The organism is Rhodovastum atsumiense (assembly GCF_937425535.1).
GTDB classification, from domain to species: Bacteria; Pseudomonadota; Alphaproteobacteria; order Acetobacterales; family Acetobacteraceae; genus Rhodovastum; species Rhodovastum atsumiense.
Genome location: NZ_OW485601.1, coordinates 2,094,424 through 2,112,027, shown reverse-complemented (window position 1 = coordinate 2,112,027; position 17,604 = coordinate 2,094,424). Strand labels below are relative to the sequence as shown.

Genomic DNA, 17,604 nt, shown 5'->3' with positions numbered 1-17,604 from the left:
TTATTGGTACGATTGCATTCCGGGGCCAGGAACAAAACCAACCCCGGCAGGGAATGGAAAGGCTGGTCTGCTGTCGCGTCGCCGGTCCCGGGTTTGACTTGTCATGCAGGGGCAGGACATTCTGTTCGTTTCCCGCCACCGCTCGCGCAGGGGCGCGAGAGGGGGAACGCATGCGGGATGCCTGAGGACCATGCGGATATGATCCCCGCTTTGATGCCGACCTACAACCGCGCTGACCTCGCCTTCGAGCGGGGCGAGGGCGCCTGGCTGTGGACGGCGGATGGGCGACGATTCCTCGATTTCGGGTCGGGCATCTCCACCTCCTCGCTTGGCCACGGCCACCCGCACCTGACCGCGGCGATCGCTGAGCAGGCGCGCAAGGTGATGCACGTCTCCAATCTCTACCGGGTGCCCCAGGCCGAGACGCTGGCGCAGCGTCTGGTGGCGGCGACCTTCGCCGACAGCGTGTTCTTCTGCAACTCGGGCGCGGAAGCGAACGAGGGCATGGTGAAGATGATGCGCCGCGCCATGCACGAGACCGGCCGGCCGGAACGCTACCGGGTGCTCTGCTTCGAAGGCGCCTTCCACGGCCGCACCCTTGCGATGCTGGCCGCCACCGGGAAGGAGAAATACCTGCACGGCTTCGGCCCGCAGGTGGACGGCTTCGACCACGTGCCGTTCAACAACCTCAACGCGGTGCGCGACGCCATTGGGCCGCAGACCGCCGGCATCCTGGTCGAGCCGGTGCAGGGCGAGGGCGGCATCCGCACCGCCCACCTGCAGTTCCTGCGCGACCTGCGCAGCACCTGCGATGAATTCGGCCTGCTGCTCGGACTGGACGAGGTGCAGTGCGGCATGGGCCGCACCGGCAAGCTGTTCGCGCATCAATGGGCGGGCATCGAGCCCGACGTGATTTCCGCCGCCAAGGGCATCGCCGGCGGCTTCCCGATGGGGGCGATCCTGGCGAAGGAGCACGTCGCCAAGTACCTGACCGCCGGCAGCCATGGCACCACCTTCGGCGGCAACCCGCTGGCCTGCGCCGCCGCCAACGCCGTGCTGGACGTGATGCTGGCTCCGGGCTTCCTCGACGAGGTGACCCGCAAGGGGCAGGTGCTGTGGGATGCCCTGTCCGCTGTCGTGCGGGAAGAGCCCGAGGTGTTCGAGGAGGTGCGCGGCGCCGGCCTGATCCAGGGGCTGAAATGCGTGGTGCCCGCCGGCGAAGTGCAGGCGGCCTTCATGGCCGAGGGGCTGCTGTCGGTGAGCGCCGGCGAGAATGTGGTCCGGCTGGTGCCGCCTTTGGTGCTGACCGATGCGGATATCGCGGCCGGAGTCGCGATGATCCGGCGAGGGGCTGCAAGATGCCGGCCCTCTCTGGCCAAGGTGGCCGCGAAGTGAGCGGGGCGGTGCGACGCATGGCCCCCGCCGGCGGCCCGGGCGAGGCCCGGGAAGCCCCTCGCAACTTCATCGACCTGCGCGACCACGACACCGCGACGCTGCGGCAGATCCTCGACATCGCCAGCGGTTTCAAGGCGACGGGCAGCTCCCGCCCGCTCGCCGGCCGCACCCTGGCGATGATCTTCGAGAAGCCCAGCACGCGCACCCGCGTCAGCTTCGAGGTGGCGATGCGCCAGCTCGGCGGCGAGGTGATCACCCTCAGCGGCAAGGAAATGCAGCTCGGCCGCGGCGAGACCATCGCCGATACCGCCCGCGTGCTGTCGCGCTACGTCGACGCGATCATGATGCGCACCGACGCACACGAGAAACTGCGCGAGCTGGCGGCCTACGCCACCGTGCCGGTGATCAACGGCCTGACCGCGGACTCGCATCCCTGCCAGTTGATGGCCGACGTCCTCACCTTCGAGGAACATCGCGGCCCGATCGCGGGCCAGGTCGTGGCCTGGTGCGGCGACGGCAACAACGTCGCCCGCAGCTTCATCGAGGCGGCGGCCCGCTTCGGCTTCACCCTGCGCCTCGCCACCCCCGACAGCCTGCAGCCCCCCGCCGAACTGGTGGCCTGGGCCCGCGCCCAGGGGGCGACGATCGAACTGACCGACGATCCGGCGGCGGCGGTGGCCGGCGCACGCTGCGTCGTGACCGATACCTGGGTGTCGATGTCGGACGACCCGAATACCAGCCGGCATAACCTGCTGGCGCCGTACCGGGTGACCTCGGCGCTGATGGCAAAGGCGGCGACGGACGCGATCTTCATGCACTGCCTGCCGGCCCACCGCGGCGAGGAAGTGACTGAAGACGTCATCGACGGACCGCAAAGCGTCGTCTTCGACGAGGCGGAAAACCGCCTGCACGCCCAGAAAGGCGTGCTGGCCTGGGTGCTGGGGGCGGCGCGGTAAAGTAAGGCAAGGCCAGGGCTTCGCCCTGGACCCAGCAAGGGCCACAAGGCCCCTGCACCCCAATCGCGCTGCGCGGCACAGTAACCGTAGGGCGGATAAGCGCAGCGCAATCCGCCGCCCCGCAATCCCGGTTCAGGGACCGGGCAACTGCTTTTCCATGTCCACGAATGTCGGTTGCGCATAGCCCGGATGGGCATGCAATTCCGTCTCGATGAAGCCGCAACTGGCGAACAGGCGCCGGTTGTCGACCAGCATCAGGCGGGTGGACAGATGCAGCCAGGGCAACCGGCGTTGGCGGGCTTCGGCCTCGGCCGCCCCCACCAGGGCACGGGCAATGCCGTAACCACGCCAGCACGGCGCCACCGCGAGCCGGCCCATGTAGAGCCCCCCTGCCCGGGTCGCCCATAGCACCGCGCCGGCGAGCGTGCCGTCGGCGGCTTCGGCGACCGCGCCGCCCTCGAAGCCGAGCACGCCCGCCGCGGTCTCGCGCAGCGCCGAGGACGGCGGATCGGTGGCAACGCTCTGGCGGGCGAAGGCCGTCCGGATCAGCGCGGCCACCGCTTCGGCCTCGGCGGTCCGCAGGGCGCGCAGGCGCCATTCGTCGGTCGAACTCATGACCGGACGATACGCCCGCGATGCGACCTTGCGCAGCCATGCGCCCCCGCCGCACGGACATGAGTGACTCCCGGTGGCAGGGGCGCGCACGGCACCTTATTTCTGCGGCATGTCCAATACCCCTGCCTTTCTCGACAGCGGGCGTCCCGATGTGCCCGATCTCGTGGTGCCGCGCGGCGTCACCCCCTTCTACCTGCCGCGCCGGCCGGTGCGCGGACGGCTGGTGCGGCTCGGCCCGCTCGCCGACGCGCTGCTGACCCGCCACACCAATGCCGATGCGGTCACGCGCGTGCAGGGCGAGGCCCTGGCGTTGGTGGCCGCCCTGGCCTCGGCGCTGAAATTCCGCGGTTCGTTCAGCCTGCAGGCGAAGGGCGATGGGCCCCTGAGCATGCTGCTGGCCGATTGCACCGACCAGGGGGAACTGCGCGGCTATGCTCGCGCCGATGCCGAACGGCTGGACGGGTTGCTCGCGGAGGAACCGGCGCCGGCCGCCGGGCGGATGCTGGGAGAAGGCTACGTGGCCTTCACCATCGACCAGGGGCCGGACATGGAACGCCACCAGGGCGTGGTGGCGATCGAGGGCGAGAGCCTGGCTGACCTCGCGCTGCATTATTTCCGCGCCAGCGAGCAACTCCAGGTCTGGCTGCGCCTGGCCTGCGCCCGCACCCAGGCCGGCTGGCGGGCGGCGGCGCTGATCCTGGAGAAGATCGCCGGCAGTGGCGGCATCGATCCGGATCTGGACGAGCAGGCCCGGACCGAAAGCTGGCTGACCGCGACCACGCTGGCCGAGACATTGACCGAGGCCGAACTGCTGGACGACGACCTGCCGCCCGACCGGCTGCTCTATAACCTGTTCCACACCGAGGGCGTGGCCGCGGACCGGCCGCGGGCCCTGGCCTATGGCTGCCGCTGCTCGCGCCAGCGCCTGTCGGGTATCCTGGAAGGCTTCGATACCGACGATCTCGACCACATGGCGGTGGATGGCGACATCGTCATGACATGCGAATTCTGCAATCTCGACTTCCGCTTCCCTCGCGCCGAGGTGCGCGGGCGTCCGCCCGGGGAAGGGCACGGCAGCGCGCGCGGTTGAGTGCCGCCGGACGGTCATTGACCTCTGGGCTTTTGCTCCGCAGGGTGCCGCGTACTGAATCCACGCCGGCCTGACCGTGGTCATGCCGGCGTGGGTCGATGCCGCCATCCAACCGGACGGACTTGCTGCCCATGATGCCCCCCCGGATTTCGCGCCGTGCCGCCCTTGCGCTGCCGCTCGTGCTGGCGGCCTGCGGCGGGCGTGACGTGCCCACGACCTTCGAGCCGCTGGGATGGGACTACCTGTCCCGGCTGAAGCTGAACGTCGGGTCGATCGAGATCGACGATTCCTGGAAGCCGCGGCCCGGGACCCGTGATGTTGGCCACCTCGCGCCCACCCCGCCGGTCAAGGCGCTGCGGCAGATGGCCGAGGACCGCCTGATCGCGGGCGGCATGACGGGAGAGGCAACCTTCGTCATCGACGAGGCCTCGATCGTGGAGCAGCGCGAGAACTACGTGGGGAATTTCGCCGTCCACATCGCCCTCAGCACGCCGGACGGAACCCGCAGCGGCTACGCCGAGGCGCGGGTGACGCGCACGCGCACCATTGATGATGACAGTCCCGCCGTGGTCCGCGCCGATCTCTACGACATGGTCCGGCAGATGATGACCGACATGAACGTGGAGCTGGAGTACCAGATCCGCCAGCGCATGCGTGACTACCTGCAGACCACGGCGCCCTCGGCCCCCGAACCCGGTCCGGTTGAACAGCAGGATCTGGGATCGCCTGGGACGTCAACCCCGGCGCCGGCCCCGACCTTGGCACCGACGCTGACGCCGCCGCCCCCCGCCGCCGCCCCGGCCGGCCGGACGGCTCCGTCGGCGGTTCCGTTCACGAGCCCGGCGCCGACGAACTTATTACGTTAGAAAACAAAGTGCTCTCGCGTATGTCAAACGGCGTTGGTTGCAATCCGTTGCAACTGCCGGTGTCCGGTCGTATCGTTCCGCTCAGCGGCTGGCAACGTCCCCCGGACAAGAGGGCGAGGAGTCGTGCAGGCAGTGGGTGCGCCGAAGCTTGCACCCGCATGAAGGAGGCGGCACGTCTATGCCTAAGGGCACTGTCAAGTGGTTCAACCCCACCAAGGGGTACGGGTTCATTGCGCCGGATACCGGTGGCAAGGATGTCTTTGTCCACATCAGCGCGGTCCAGAAAGCTGGCCTGCGCACGTTGAACGAGGGCCAGAAGGTCGGGTTCGATGTCGAGCAGCAGCAGAACGGGCGCACGGCCGCCGTCAATCTGAGCGGCGGGGACTGACCCCGCTCTCCACAGCATCGCCAACAGGCTGATCTGGCCTGGATCAATCCAGGCGGGTTGGTCCTGTCTTCGTGTACGGTGATCACGATCGGATGCTGGCTTGCCTTCGCAAGCGGCAAAGGCGTTTGTCTGCCTTCGGGCTATCGAAGGGACCGCGTCACGCTGCCTGTGGAAGGCAGCCCCACTGCTGCGCAACCATGACTTCCGGGATCATGGGGCGTAACCAGCCTGTCCGACTTTGCTGCACAGGGTGTGATCGTGATCGCATCCGGTCTGCTCCCGTCTTTCATCCCTGGCGGGTCCGGGATATTGCGCTTTACGTAAAGGTCGGGGCTGCCATGCGTTCCTCGATCGACATCGACGTGTTAGACAGCCAAGGTCACCGTGGTGCGCCGCGCGTCTCGCTGCGCCCTCTTTCCACGATGTCCAGAGCGGACGGACCCAGAACATGAGCCATAGTACTATCTCCCCACAGCGTCGGGCGGAGCCGGCGGCGGCCCTGGATGCCGAGGCCGTGCGCCGGGCCTATCGGCGTTGGGCGGCGGTGTACGACGCCGTGTTCGGCGGCGTTTCCGCCTGGGGGCGGCGTCGCGCCGTGGCCGAGGTGAACCGGCTGCCGGGCAGCCGCGTGCTGGAAGTCGGCGTGGGCACCGGCCTTGCCCTGCCGCATTACCGGCCGGAAAAGCGCATCACCGGCATCGACCTGTCGGTGGACATGCTGGAGCGTGCGCGCTCGCGGGTGGAGCGCGAATCCCTCTCCAACGTCACCGCGCTGCTGGAAATGGACGCGGAGGCCACGGGATTTCCCGACGGCAGCTTCGACATTGCGGTCGGCATGTTCGTCGCCTCCGTCGTGCCCAACCCCCGCCGGCTGCTGGCCGAGATGAAGCGGGTGGTCCGTCCGGGTGGCCACATCCTGTTCGTCAACCACTTCGCCGCCGAGCGCGGGCCGCGCTGGTGGGTGGAGCGGGCCCTCGCGCCGGCCTCGCGCAAGCTGGGGTGGCATCCGGATTTCGCGCTTGAGGCGTTGTTCCCCGAAGAAGACCGCGCCAAAGCCGCGCTGGTGCCGATGCATCCCTTCGGACTGTTCACACTCGCGCGACTGGATATCTGATTCCCGCGGAATCAACTCTCGGTCAGGCACATCCGGCCTGATCGAGCCTTGATCCAGATCAAGCCGTCCTGTAGCCCATCCTCCTGAACTGCGCGGCGTTAACGCCGTGAAAATGATCAGGGGGATGGTCCGACGATGCATCGGATCCGGCGGCGTATTGCCGCGCTCGGCCTTATGACGATCGGGGCGTTCATCGCGCCTGCCGATCTCTTCGCCGCCGCACCGCAGCCATGGCAGACCGGCATGCAGCCGCCGGCGAGCCCCGTCCAGGCCGGCATCAATTCGCTCCATGACCTGGTGCTGGTGATTATCACCGCCATCACGCTGCTGGTGGCGGTGCTGCTGGCCTGGGTGCTGTTCCGCTACAACGCCCGTCGCCACCCAACGCCCAGCCAGACCAGCCACAACACCGTGCTGGAAGTGGCCTGGACCGTGCTGCCGGTGTTGATCCTGGTGGTGATCGCGATCCCCAGCTTTCGTCTGATCTACTTCCAGGATCGCACCGTGCAGGCCGACCTGACCGTCAAGGTCACGGGGCACCAATGGTACTGGGAATACACCTATCCCGATAACGGCGGCCTGAACTTTTCCAGCTACATGGTGCCCGACGACCAACTGAAGCCGGGGCAATTGCGGCTGCTCGACGTCGACAACCAGGTGGTCGTGCCGGTGGGCAAGAATGTCCGCATCCTCACCACCTCGGCGGATGTGATCCACAGCTTCTACATCCCGAGCCTGGGGGTACAGCGTTACGCCATTCCGGGCCGCACCATCGAGACATGGGTCCGGGTCGATCGACCGGGGGTCTACTACGGCGAGTGCAACCAGATCTGTGGCACCAACCATTCCATGATGCCGATCGCCGTCCGGGGGGTGCCGCCGGCGGAGTTCACCTCCTGGCTCGAGCAGGCGAAGACCCAGTTCTCGGACACCACGCCGGCCCCCGTGCCCGCCCCGGGCCAGCGCCTTGCCGAGGCCGCGCCCCAATGACCGGTCGATGCGTGCAGGAGATGCAGACATGAGCGTCACGACGCATGGGCATGCCCATCACGACCACGCCCCGGGTTTCATCCGTCGCTGGCTGTTCAGCACCAATCACAAGGACATCGGCACGCTGTACCTGATGTTCGCCGTCGTGGCGGGCATCGTCGGCACCGCGCTGTCGGTGTGGATGCGGATGGAGCTGCAGAATCCGGGGATGAAGTTCTTCGCCTCCGGCCAGCAATGGAATGCCGTGGTCACGTCGCATGGCCTGGTGATGATCTTCTTCGTGGTCATGCCGGCGCTGATCGGCGGCTTCGGCAACTGGTTCGTGCCGATCATGATCGGCGCCCCCGACATGGCCTTCCCGCGGCTCAACAACATCAGTTTCTGGCTGCTGGTGCCGGCCTTCACGCTGATCATGGCCGGGCTGTGGACCGGCAGCGGCGCGGGCTCGGGCTGGACGCTCTATCCGCCGCTGTCGAATGCGACGTACCAGAGCGACCCGTCGATGGATTTCGTGCTGTTCGCCCTGCACCTGGCGGGTATTTCGTCGCTGCTCGGCGCCATCAACTTCATCACCACCATCTTCAACATGCGCGCCCCCGGCATGACGCTGCACAAGATGCCGCTGTTCGTGTGGAGCATGCTGGTCACCGCCTTCCTGCTGCTGCTGGCGGTACCGGTGCTGGCCGGCGCCATCACCATGCTGATCACCGACCGCAACTTCGGCACCGCTTTCTTCGACCCGCAGGGCGGCGGCGACCCGGTGCTGTTCCAGCACCTGTTCTGGTTCTTCGGCCATCCCGAAGTCTACATCATGATCCTGCCGGCCTTCGGCATCATCAGCCACGTCGTCTCCACCTTCAGCCGCAAGCCGATCTTCGGCTATCTCGGCATGGCCTATGCGATGGTGGCGATCGGCGTGGTCGGCTTCGTGGTGTGGGCGCACCACATGTTCGTCTCCGGCATCGGCGTCGATACCCGGGCCTATTTCATGGCGGCGACGATGATCATCGCCGTGCCCACCGGCATCAAGATCTTCTCCTGGATCGCCACCATGTGGGGCGGCTCGATCCGCATGGAGGTGCCGATGCTGTGGGCGGCGGGCTTCATCTTCGTCTTCACCATCGGCGGCGTCACCGGCGTGGTGCTGGCCAATGCAGGGCTGGATCAGATCCTGCACAATTCCTACTACGTCATCGCCCATTTCCACTACGTGCTGAGCCTGGGCGCGGTGTTCGGGATCTTCGCCGGATTCTACTACTGGATCGGCAAAATGAGCGGCCACCAGTATCCCGACCTGCTGGCGCGCATCCATTTCTGGATGTTCTTCGTCGGCGTGAACCTGACCTTCTTCCCGATGCATTTCCTCGGGCTCGCCGGCATGCCGCGTCGCTACCCGGACTATCCGGACGCCTTCGCGGGCTGGAACCACGTGGCCTCGATGGGCGCCTATATCAGCGCGGCCTCGCTGGTGCTGTTCCTTGTCATCTGCTGGCGCACCTTCACATCCCGCGCTGCAATCGCCGGCAACTACTGGGGCGAGGGCGCGACCACGCTTGAATGGAGCCTGACCTCACCGCCGCCGTTCCACACCTACGAGGAACTTCCCCGCTTCCGCTGAGCGGGATCGAGCGAGGTGCTGCATGACCCATCCTGCCACCGGGGCCGAGCGGGCGGCGGACAGCCTGTCCGCCTTCCCGCTGCCCGGCCCGGATCTCGCCGTTTCCACCGTCGCCGACTGGGTCACCCTGCTCAAGCCCCGGGTGATCCTGCTGGTGCTGTTCACCGGCGTCGTCGGCCTGCTGGTCGCCCCGGCGACGCTGCATCCGGTGCTGGCCTTCACTGCCATGCTCTGCATCGCGGTGGGCGCGGGCGCGGCCGGGGCGATCAACATGTGGTACGACCGCGACATCGACGCGGTGATGCGGCGCACCGCGCGGCGGCCGATCCCGGCGGGGCGGATCGAGCCGGGCGAGGCGCTTGGCTTCGGGGTGACGCTGGCCGCCGCTTCGGTGATCCTGATGGGGCTTGCTGTCAATCTCGCGGCGGCGGCGGGGCTTGCGTTCTCGATCGGCTTCTACGTTCTGGTCTACACGATGTGGCTGAAGCGGCGCACGCCGCAGAACATCGTCATCGGCGGTGCCGCGGGGGCGTTCCCGCCGGCGATCGGCTGGCTCGCCGCCACTGGCGGGCTGGACGTGATGCCGCTGCTGCTGTTCGCCATCGTGTTCTTCTGGACGCCGCCGCATTTCTGGGCGCTGTCGCTGTGGGCGCATGGCGACTACGCCCGCGCCGGGGTGCCGATGTTGCCGGTGGTGGCCGGGGCGCGGGAAACCCGCCGGCAGATCCTGCTCTACACCGTGCTGCTGGTGCTGCTGTCCCTGGCCCCCTGGGCGCTGGGACTGAGCGGCTGGATCTATGGCGTGACGGCGCTGCTGCTTGGCGCGCGTTTCCTCGAACGAGCGTGGCGGGTGCTGCGCGACCGGCAGGATGCGCGCGGCGTCAGCCTGTCCGGTGACGCGCCGGCCCGCGCGGCGTTCCGGTTCTCGATCCTCTATCTGTTCGCGTTGTTCGGAGCCCTTGCCGTGGATCACTTCCTTGTCTGATGTCGTGACCCGCGCCGATGCGTCGCTCTCCCGCGCGGAGAGCGACGAGCTGCAGCGCCGGCGCCGCGGCCGCAACGTCGCGCTGATGCTGGTGCTGCTGGGGGTGTGCGGGCTGTTCTACCTGATCACCCTGGCCAAGCTCGCCGGGCACTGAGGCATGGCGCGGCGGCAGGCCCATCCGGATCGCGGGCGGCGCAACGGCGTGATCGCCGCGGCGCTGGCTTCGGTGATCCTTGGCATGGTGGTGCTGTCCTTCGCCGCGGTGCCGCTCTATCGGATGTTCTGCGCCGCGACCGGCTTCGGCGGCACGCCGCGTATCGGCCCCGCCGCCAGTCCCGGCGCGGTCGGACGGATGGTGACCGTGCGGTTCAACGCCGACACCAACCCGGCGCTGCCCTGGCGCTTCCGGCCGGAGCAGGTGGAGCTGCGGTTGCAGCTCGGCGCGGAGAGCGTGGCGTTCTACGCCGCCCGCAACCTGGCCGACCGGCCGGTGACGGGTGTCGCCGTCTACAACGTCACGCCCGAGAAGGTCGGCCGGTATTTCCACAAGACCGCCTGCTTCTGCTTCGATTCGCAGACGCTCGCGGCCGGGCAGGACATGCAGTTCCCGCTGAGCTTCTGGGTCGATCCGGCGCTGGCGACGGATCCGGACACGGCGGATGTGCGGACGATCACGCTCTCCTACACCTTCTTCCGCAGCCTCGAAGACGCCGCAGGCAGTGGCGCGGTCGCCACCGCGGGGCCGCATGTCGGGCCGGTCGTGCGATGAATGATGTCGCGTTGGGGGATGATGGCATGAGCAGCGATACCCAGGGGGCAACCCTCGGCGGCCACGGGGCGAGGCTTCCCGCCGAGTCCGGCCTGAAGCAGCCGTATCATCTCGTCGATCCCAGTCCCTGGCCGCTGGTCGGGGCGCTCGGTGCCGGGTTGACCGTGCTCGGCATCGTCTTCGCCGCGCATTACGGGAATTACGTGGCGCTCGGGATCGGCATCGCCGTGCTGCTGGTGGTGATGTTCGGCTGGTGGCGCGACGTGCTGCGCGAGAGCCGCGCCAAGGGTGTGCACACGCCGGTGGTGCAGCTGGGCCTGCGCTACGGCATGATGCTGTTCATCGCCAGCGAGGTGATGTTCTTCGTCGGCTTCTTCTGGGCGTATTTCCACTTTGCCCTGTTTCCCGGCCATGTGCTGGGCACCGCCACGCCGAGCTGGCCGCCGCAGGGCATCCACACCTTCGATCCGTTCCACCTGCCGTTCCTGAACACGATGATCCTGCTGTTGTCGGGCACCACGATCACCTGGGCGCATCACGGCCTGATCGAGGGCGATCGCCGGGCGCTGATCCGTGGCCTGATCCTGACGGTGTTGCTCGGCCTGAGCTTCACCACCTTCCAGGCCATCGAATATTCGGAAGCGCCGTTCAAGTTCTCCGGCGGCGGCATCTATCCGTCGGTGTTCTTCCTCGCCACCGGCTTTCACGGCTTCCACGTGATCGTCGGCACCTGTTTCCTGATCGTCTGCACCTTGCGGGCGATCCGGGGCGATTTCACGCCGCAGCGTCATTTCGGCTTCGAGGCGGCGGCGTGGTACTGGCATTTCGTCGACGTGGTCTGGCTGTTCCTGTTCGTGTGCATCTACTGGGCGGGCCAGGGCCCGGTCCTGCACGAGTGACCGTTCCGCCGTCCTGGTGGCAGGCCGGCCTGGGCTGCCGCTGCCCGCGTTGCGGCGAGGGCCGCCTGTTCATCGGCCTGCTGACGGTGCGCGACCGCTGCGAGATCTGTGGCCTCGACCTGCGGGCCAGTGACACCGGCGACGGGCCGGCGGTGCTGGTCATGTTCGTGCTGGGCACGGTGGTGGTGACGCTGGCCTTCTGGGTGGAGTTCCGCTTCGAGCCGCCGCTCTGGGTGCATGCGGTGTTGTGGCCGGTGGTGACGGTGCCGCTGGCGATCGGGATGATGCGTCCGTTGAAGGCGGCGATGGTGGCGCTGCAGTTCCGCTACCGTGCCAGCGAGATGAACCCGCCATGAGCGGAGCGGTGCGGCCGGGGCCGCGTCGCCTGCTGGTGCCCGGCCTGATGACGGCCGGGATGCTGGCGGTGCTGATCGGGCTCGGCGTGTGGCAATTGCAGCGCCTGGCATGGAAGCGTGATCTGCTGGCCCGGCTGGATGCCGCCGAGGCGGCCGCGCCGGTGCCCCTGCCGGCGACGCCCGGCCCGTTGCAGAAGGTGCGGGCCGAGGGGGACTGGCTGGACGGGCCGGTCGCCTGGTACGGCAGTGCGGTGCATGTCCTTTCCGGTGGTCCGGTACTCGGCTCCGATCTCATCGCTCCGCTGCGCCTGCCGGACGGCGCGGTGCTGCTGGTGGATCGCGGCTGGATGCCGGCGGGACAGGAGCCGGGCCTGTCCCCCGGCCGGGCGACGGTCACGGGCTGGCTGAGGCCGGCGGAACGGCCCGGCCTGTTCTCGGCGCGGGACGATCCTGCCGCGGGGCGTTTCTATACCCTGGATCCCCAGGCGATGGCGCGGACTCTGGGGGTTGCGCCGGTCCTGCCCTTCGTGCTCATCGAACTGGCAGACGCGGGGCCGGCGGCGGGGACTCCGATCCGGCCCGCGCACCTGCCGCGCCCGCCCAACGACCATCTCGGCTATGCGCTGACCTGGTTCGGCCTGGCCGTGGCGCTGCTCGTGGTGTTCGCGGCGTATGCGCTGCGACGACGGACGGGAGAGGAATGACGTGACCACGCCCTGGACCGAGGATCTCGCACCACCGCCGGAAACCTTGCCGACCCTCGCGGCGGTCGAGCCGGCGCCGGCCTATGAGCGGCTGGTGGCGCGCTTCGCCCGCATCGCCACCGTGCACGAGGCCGCCGGCATGCTGAACTGGGACGCCGCAACGATGATGCCGTCCGGCGGCGGCGCTGCCCGTGGCGACCAGTTGGCGGTGCTGGCGGGGCTGGCGCACGGCCTGCTGGTGGCGCCGGAGGTGGCCGAGGACCTGGCGCTGGCCGAGGCGGCGGGGGCGGACTCCGATCCGTGGCAGGCGGCCAATCTGCGGCTGATGCGCCATGCCCATACCAGGGCGACGGCGCTGCCGGCGGATCTGGTGGAAGCGCAGGCGCGGGCCAACTCGGCCTGCGAGAAGGTCTGGCGGGAGGCGCGGCGCACCAGCCATTTCGCCCTGGTGGCTCCCGCGCTCACCCAGGTGCTGGCGCTGGTGCGCGAGCAGGCGGCGGCGCTGTCGGGGGCGCTGGGCCTCTCGCCCTATGATGCGCTGATGGATGGGTTCCAGCCGGGCATCGGCGCGGCCGACGTGGCGCCGGTGTTCGCCGCCTACGAGGCATTCCTGCGTGACGCATTGCCGCGGGCCGAGGCGTTGCAGGCCGCGCGGCCGGCGCCGCTGCGCCTGCCCGGCCCGTTCCCTGCCGCGGAGCAGGAAGCGCTGTGCCGGCGGTTGCTGCTGCGGGTCGGGCTCGACGCGGACCATGCCCGACTGGACCGCTCCACCCATCCGTTCTGCGGCGGCATCCCGACCGATGTGCGCATCACCACCCGCTATGACGAAGCGGAGGTGGCGCAGGCGGTGATGGGCGTGCTGCACGAGGGCGGCCACGGGCTGTACGAGCGGGGCCTGCCGGCGGAATGGGCACGCCAGCCGGTGGGGCAGGCGGCCGGCATGGGCATGCACGAGAGCCAGAGCCTGATCATGGAAATGCAGGCCTGCCGTTCCGATCCGTTCCTCTCCTGGCTGGGGACGGAGCTGCACGCCAGCTTCGGCGGCGATCCGGAACCGTATCGCGGCGACAACCTCGCCCGGCTGTGGCGCCGGGTGAAGCGCGGCTTCATCCGGGTGGATGCCGACGAGATGACCTATCCGGCGCATGTGATCCTGCGCTTCCGGCTGGAACAGGCCCTGGTGGCGGGCGATCTGGCGGTGGCTGACCTGCCCGGCGCCTGGGCCGAGGGCATGCAGGCGCTGCTGGGGATCACGCCCCCGGACGATGCGCAGGGGTGCCTGCAAGACATCCATTGGTATGACGGCGCCTTCGGCTATTTCCCGAGCTACACGCTGGGCGCGATGGCGGCGGCGCAGTTGATGGCGGCGGCGCGGCGCGAGGTGGCGGGGCTGGATGCGGCGCTGGGACGCGGCGACGTCGCCCCCCTGCAGGGCTGGCTGCGGTCGCGCGTGCATGCGATGGGCAGCCGGATGGGGTTCAACGACCTGCTGCGCCATGCCACCGGCAAGCCGCTCGACCCGCAGGATTTCGAGGCGCACCTGACGGCCCGTTACCTGCGGGGATAAGCGGCCCCCGGTCGGTCCCGCCTATTCCGGGGCGGGCGAGGCGAGCGGCTTGTCCTTCTCGACCACATAGGTGACGGCGACGCGGGTCCTGGCCGGGCCGTTGCGCACGCTGTGCGGCACCCCCGGCGGGATCTGGAAGGCTTCGGACGCCTTGACGGTGCGGTCGGGCTGGCCCTGCACGAACAGCCTGGTTTCGCCCTCGATGACGATGCCGCTCTCGACGCCGGGATGGGTATGGCGTGCCACGGTGGCGCCACCCTCGATTTCGACCAGGACCTCGATGGTGGCGTATGTGTCGCCGGGGAAATCGGTCCGGCTGAGGATGGTGCGTTTGACCCCTCCGGTCGGCTGGGCCGCCACCCCAGTGGCGGTCAGGCCGGTGGCGGCGCAGATGGCGCAGGCCACGAAGCGTCGTCTCGCGAGCATGCCACTCCTTTCTGGTATTGCGGCCTGGACGCTAGCAGGCAACCGTTCCTGTTTGGTGACAAATGCCCGGCATGAGCCCGGCCGACCCGGCCCCGTCCCAGCAATGCATTGATCCCGGCGGCGTCCCGGTCCAGATAGGCCGTTCGATCAGACGCGGATCCGGCATCATGCGCTACGTCTCCACCCGCGGGCAGGCGCCCGTGCGCGATTTCTCCGGCGTGCTCCTCGCGGGGCTGGCCGAGGATGGCGGCCTCTATGTGCCGGAGACCTGGCCGTCGCTGTCGCACACCGACTGGCGGGCGCTGCGCGGCCTGCCCTATCCGGAACTGGCCGCGCGGGTGATCCAGCCTTTCGTCGGCACCTCCATTCCCTTCGCCACGCTGCAGCGCCTCTGCCGGGAGTCCTATGCCGGGTTCGGCCATCCCGCGACCGTGCCGCTGGTGCAGCTCGACCACGACCTGTTCGCCTGCGAGCTGTTCCACGGGCCCACGCTGGCGTTCAAGGACATGGCGATGCAGTTGCTCGGGCGGCTGTTCGACCATGTGCTGACGGCGCAGGACCGGCGCGTGACCATCGTCGGCGCGACGTCTGGCGACACCGGCTCGGCGGCGATCGAGGCCTGCGCCAATCGCGACCGGGTGGACATCGTCATCCTGCACCCGCAAGGCCGGACCAGCGAGGTGCAGCGGCGGCAGATGACCACGGTGCTGGCGCCCAATGTCGCCAATGTCGCGGTGGACGGCACCTTCGACGACTGCCAGGACCTGGTGAAGGCGATGTTCGCCGACGCCCCGTTCCGGGCGGAGCTGCATCTCTCGGCGGTGAACTCGATCAACTGGGCGCGGGTGGCGGCGCAGATTCCCTACTACGTGGCGGCGGCGCTGGCGCTCGGCGCCCCGGACCGGGACGTGGCGTTCAGCGTGCCCACCGGCAATTTCGGCAATGTGCTGGCGGCCTGGGCGGCGCGGCGCATGGGCCTGCCGATCGCGCGGCTGGTGGTCGGTTCCAACCGCAATGACATCCTGACGCGATTCCTCGCCAGCAACGACATGTCGGTGCGCGGGGTGGAGCCGTCGCTGTCGCCGAGCATGGACATCCAGGTCAGCTCCAATTTCGAGCGGCTGCTGTTCGAGCTGCTCGATCGCGACCCTGCCGCCACCGCCGCCGCCATGGCCGAGTTCCGGGCGCGCGGGCAGATGCCGGTGCCGGTGCCGGCCTGGCAGCGCGCGGCGAAGCTGTTCCACGGCTTCGCGCTGGATGACGAGGGGACGCTGGCGGAAATCCGCCGCCTGCATGCCGCCACCGGCTACCTGGCCGACCCGCATTCGGCGATCGGGATCGCGGCGGCGCGGGCCTTGCCGTGCCCGGGCGTGCCCATCGTGGCGATGGCGACCGCGCACCCGGCCAAGTTCCCGGATGCGATGGAGCGCGCGACCGGCTGCCGTCCCCCCCTGCCGTCGCGCCTGGCCGACCTATATGAGAGGGTGGAACGCTATCATCGCGCGCCCAACGACCTCGCTGCCATCGAGGCCCTGGTCCGTGCCACTGCCCTGAGGAATGCCGCATGAGCGAGACGCTTGCCGAGCAAGGGGGCGCCGTCCGCGTCACCCGCCTGCCATCCGGACTGACCGTGGTCACCGAGCGGATGGAGCGGGTGGAGACGGTGTCGTTCGGCGCCTATGTCGCCTCCGGCACGCGTCATGAGCTCGCCGAGGAAAACGGGGTGTCCCATTTCCTCGAGCACATGGCCTTCAAGGGCACCGAGCGGCGCAGCGCCGCCCAGATCGCCGAGGAGATCGAGGCGGTGGGCGGTCACATGAACGCCTATACCGCGCGCGAGCAGACCGCCTTCTACGTCAAGGCGCTGAAGGAAGATCTCGGTCTCTGCACCGACATCATCGGCGACATCCTGAGCCACTCCACCTTCGATCCCGCCGAGGTAGAGCGGGAGCGGGGGGTGATCCTGCAGGAGATCGGCCAGGCCAACGACACGCCGGACGACATCATCTTCGACCATTTCCAGGAAGCCGCCTATCCGGGCCAGCCGATGGGCCGGCCGGTGCTCGGCACCGAGGAGCTCCTGCGCGGCATGAGCCGGCAGACGCTGATCGACTACATGCGCAACCATTACACCACGGCAAACACCGTGGTGGCCGCCGCCGGCAACCTGCGGCACGAGACGGTGCTGGAACTGGTCGAGCGCCACTTCGCCGACCTGCCGCGCACGTCCGCGCCGCCCGCTTTGCCGGGGCTCTATGGTGGCGGTGAGTTCCGCGAGGCGCGGGACCTCGACCAGGTGCACATCGTGCTGGGCTTCCCGGCGGTGTCGTACGGCGATCCGGACTTCTACACGGTCATGCTGCTGTCCACCCTGCTGGGTGGCGGGATGTCCTCGCGCCTGTTCCAGGAAGTGCGGGAGCGTCGGGGACTGGTCTATTCCATCTATTCCTTCACCGCGCCGTACGTGGATGGCGGCCTGTTCGGCATCTACGCCGGCACCGGCGAGAGCGAGGCAGCCGAACTGGTACCGGTGATGCTGGACGAGCTGCAGAAGGTACAGACCGCGGTGACCGAAGCCGAGCTGGCGCGGGCGCGGGCGCAGGTGAAGGCGTCGCTGCTGATGTCGCTGGAGAGCACCGGCAGCCGCTGTGAGCAGCTCGCGCGGCATCTGCAGGTGTTCGGGCGGGTGCTGCCCACCGCCGAGACGGTGGCGCGCATCGAGGCGGTGACCATGGATGACGTGGTGAAGTCGGCGGTGCGGCTGTTCCGTGGCGCGCCGACGCTCGCCGCCATGGGGCCGGCCGGCCACGTGCCCGGGCTGCCGGCCATCGCGGAGCGGCTGGCGGCATGAAGGCCAGGGCTCTGC

Annotated in this window: 19 protein-coding genes; 17 read left to right on the top strand and 2 right to left on the bottom strand. The window is 68.9% G+C overall.

The features are described from left to right. The first annotated feature begins 198 nt into the window (after positions 1-198). Entirely contained in the window at positions 199-1,395 is a 1,197-nt protein-coding gene (locus NBY65_RS09605) for an aspartate aminotransferase family protein (RefSeq protein ID WP_150039686.1), read from the top strand. Between the two features lie 17 nt (positions 1,396-1,412). Continuing rightward, positions 1,413-2,351, top strand: a complete 939-nt coding sequence (gene argF, locus NBY65_RS09600) for an ornithine carbamoyltransferase (RefSeq protein WP_150039687.1) — start codon at positions 1,413-1,415, stop codon at positions 2,349-2,351. Between the two features lie 132 nt (positions 2,352-2,483). Here argF and NBY65_RS09595 read toward each other — a convergent pair whose 3' ends face one another. After that, positions 2,484-2,966 carry a GNAT family N-acetyltransferase gene (locus NBY65_RS09595; RefSeq protein WP_150039688.1) on the bottom strand — a complete coding sequence of 161 codons (483 nt, stop codon included), beginning with the start codon at positions 2,964-2,966 and terminating at the stop codon, positions 2,484-2,486. Positions 2,967-3,075: 109 nt separating this feature from the next. On the opposite strand from NBY65_RS09595, the gene hslO reads away from it, so the two are divergent. The 13 genes from hslO to NBY65_RS09530 all read left to right on the top strand — a co-directional run bounded on the left by hslO (position 3,076) and on the right by NBY65_RS09530 (position 14,312). Then, the gene (gene hslO / locus NBY65_RS09590) at positions 3,076-4,056 is read left to right on the top strand and encodes an Hsp33 family molecular chaperone HslO (protein WP_150039689.1); all 981 of its coding nucleotides are present in this window, start codon (positions 3,076-3,078) and stop codon (positions 4,054-4,056) included. A 131-nt stretch (positions 4,057-4,187) separates the two neighbouring features. Then, complete coding sequence (locus NBY65_RS09585) at positions 4,188-4,922, top strand: hypothetical protein (protein WP_150039690.1); 735 nt, start codon at positions 4,188-4,190, stop codon at positions 4,920-4,922. 178 nt (positions 4,923-5,100) lie between these two features. Next, positions 5,101-5,310, top strand: coding sequence for a cold-shock protein (locus tag NBY65_RS09580; protein ID WP_150039691.1), 210 nt, complete (start codon positions 5,101-5,103; stop codon positions 5,308-5,310). A 448-nt stretch (positions 5,311-5,758) separates the two neighbouring features. Beyond that, positions 5,759-6,424, top strand: a complete 666-nt coding sequence (locus NBY65_RS09575) for a class I SAM-dependent methyltransferase (protein ID WP_150039692.1) — start codon at positions 5,759-5,761, stop codon at positions 6,422-6,424. Between the two features lie 135 nt (positions 6,425-6,559). Beyond that, positions 6,560-7,414 carry a cytochrome c oxidase subunit II gene (gene coxB, locus NBY65_RS09570; protein ID WP_150039693.1) on the top strand — a complete coding sequence of 285 codons (855 nt, stop codon included), beginning with the start codon at positions 6,560-6,562 and terminating at the stop codon, positions 7,412-7,414. 28 nt (positions 7,415-7,442) lie between these two features. After that, positions 7,443-9,032: a cytochrome c oxidase subunit I gene (gene ctaD, locus NBY65_RS09565; RefSeq protein ID WP_150039694.1), complete on the top strand. Its 1,590-nt coding sequence runs from the start codon at positions 7,443-7,445 to the stop codon at positions 9,030-9,032. A gap of 22 nt (positions 9,033-9,054) precedes the next feature. After that, positions 9,055-10,017 (top strand): heme o synthase, encoded by a 963-nt coding sequence (locus NBY65_RS09560; RefSeq protein ID WP_150039695.1) that lies wholly within the window; start codon positions 9,055-9,057, stop codon positions 10,015-10,017. Then, positions 10,010-10,171 (top strand): hypothetical protein, encoded by a 162-nt coding sequence (locus tag NBY65_RS09555; RefSeq protein WP_162530450.1) that lies wholly within the window; start codon positions 10,010-10,012, stop codon positions 10,169-10,171. Before NBY65_RS09560 ends, NBY65_RS09555 begins: the two co-directional genes overlap by 8 nt. Before the next feature lie 3 nt (positions 10,172-10,174). Next, the gene (locus tag NBY65_RS09550; RefSeq protein ID WP_150039696.1) at positions 10,175-10,786 is read left to right on the top strand and encodes a cytochrome c oxidase assembly protein; all 612 of its coding nucleotides are present in this window, start codon (positions 10,175-10,177) and stop codon (positions 10,784-10,786) included. Between the two features lie 26 nt (positions 10,787-10,812). Then, the gene (locus NBY65_RS09545; RefSeq protein ID WP_150039697.1) at positions 10,813-11,685 is read left to right on the top strand and encodes a cytochrome c oxidase subunit 3; all 873 of its coding nucleotides are present in this window, start codon (positions 10,813-10,815) and stop codon (positions 11,683-11,685) included. Beyond that, on the top strand, positions 11,682-12,041 hold the full coding sequence (locus NBY65_RS09540; RefSeq protein WP_150039698.1) for a DUF983 domain-containing protein: 360 nt from the start codon (positions 11,682-11,684) through the stop codon (positions 12,039-12,041). Before NBY65_RS09545 ends, NBY65_RS09540 begins: the two co-directional genes overlap by 4 nt. Next, entirely contained in the window at positions 12,038-12,745 is a 708-nt protein-coding gene (locus NBY65_RS09535; protein WP_150039699.1) for an SURF1 family protein, read from the top strand. Before NBY65_RS09540 ends, NBY65_RS09535 begins: the two co-directional genes overlap by 4 nt. A gap of 46 nt (positions 12,746-12,791) precedes the next feature. Further along, a complete protein-coding gene (locus NBY65_RS09530) occupies positions 12,792-14,312 on the top strand; it encodes a carboxypeptidase M32 (protein WP_239002710.1) in 1,521 nt (506 codons plus the stop codon). Positions 14,313-14,333: 21 nt separating this feature from the next. Here NBY65_RS09530 and NBY65_RS09525 read toward each other — a convergent pair whose 3' ends face one another. Beyond that, positions 14,334-14,738 carry a cupin domain-containing protein gene (locus tag NBY65_RS09525; protein ID WP_150039701.1) on the bottom strand — a complete coding sequence of 135 codons (405 nt, stop codon included), beginning with the start codon at positions 14,736-14,738 and terminating at the stop codon, positions 14,334-14,336. 167 nt (positions 14,739-14,905) lie between these two features. On the opposite strand from NBY65_RS09525, the gene thrC reads away from it, so the two are divergent. Next, positions 14,906-16,306 carry a threonine synthase gene (gene thrC / locus NBY65_RS09520; RefSeq protein WP_150039702.1) on the top strand — a complete coding sequence of 467 codons (1,401 nt, stop codon included), beginning with the start codon at positions 14,906-14,908 and terminating at the stop codon, positions 16,304-16,306. Then, entirely contained in the window at positions 16,303-17,589 is a 1,287-nt protein-coding gene (locus tag NBY65_RS09515) for a M16 family metallopeptidase (RefSeq protein ID WP_150039703.1), read from the top strand. Before thrC ends, NBY65_RS09515 begins: the two co-directional genes overlap by 4 nt. Positions 17,590-17,604 lie beyond the last annotated feature (15 nt).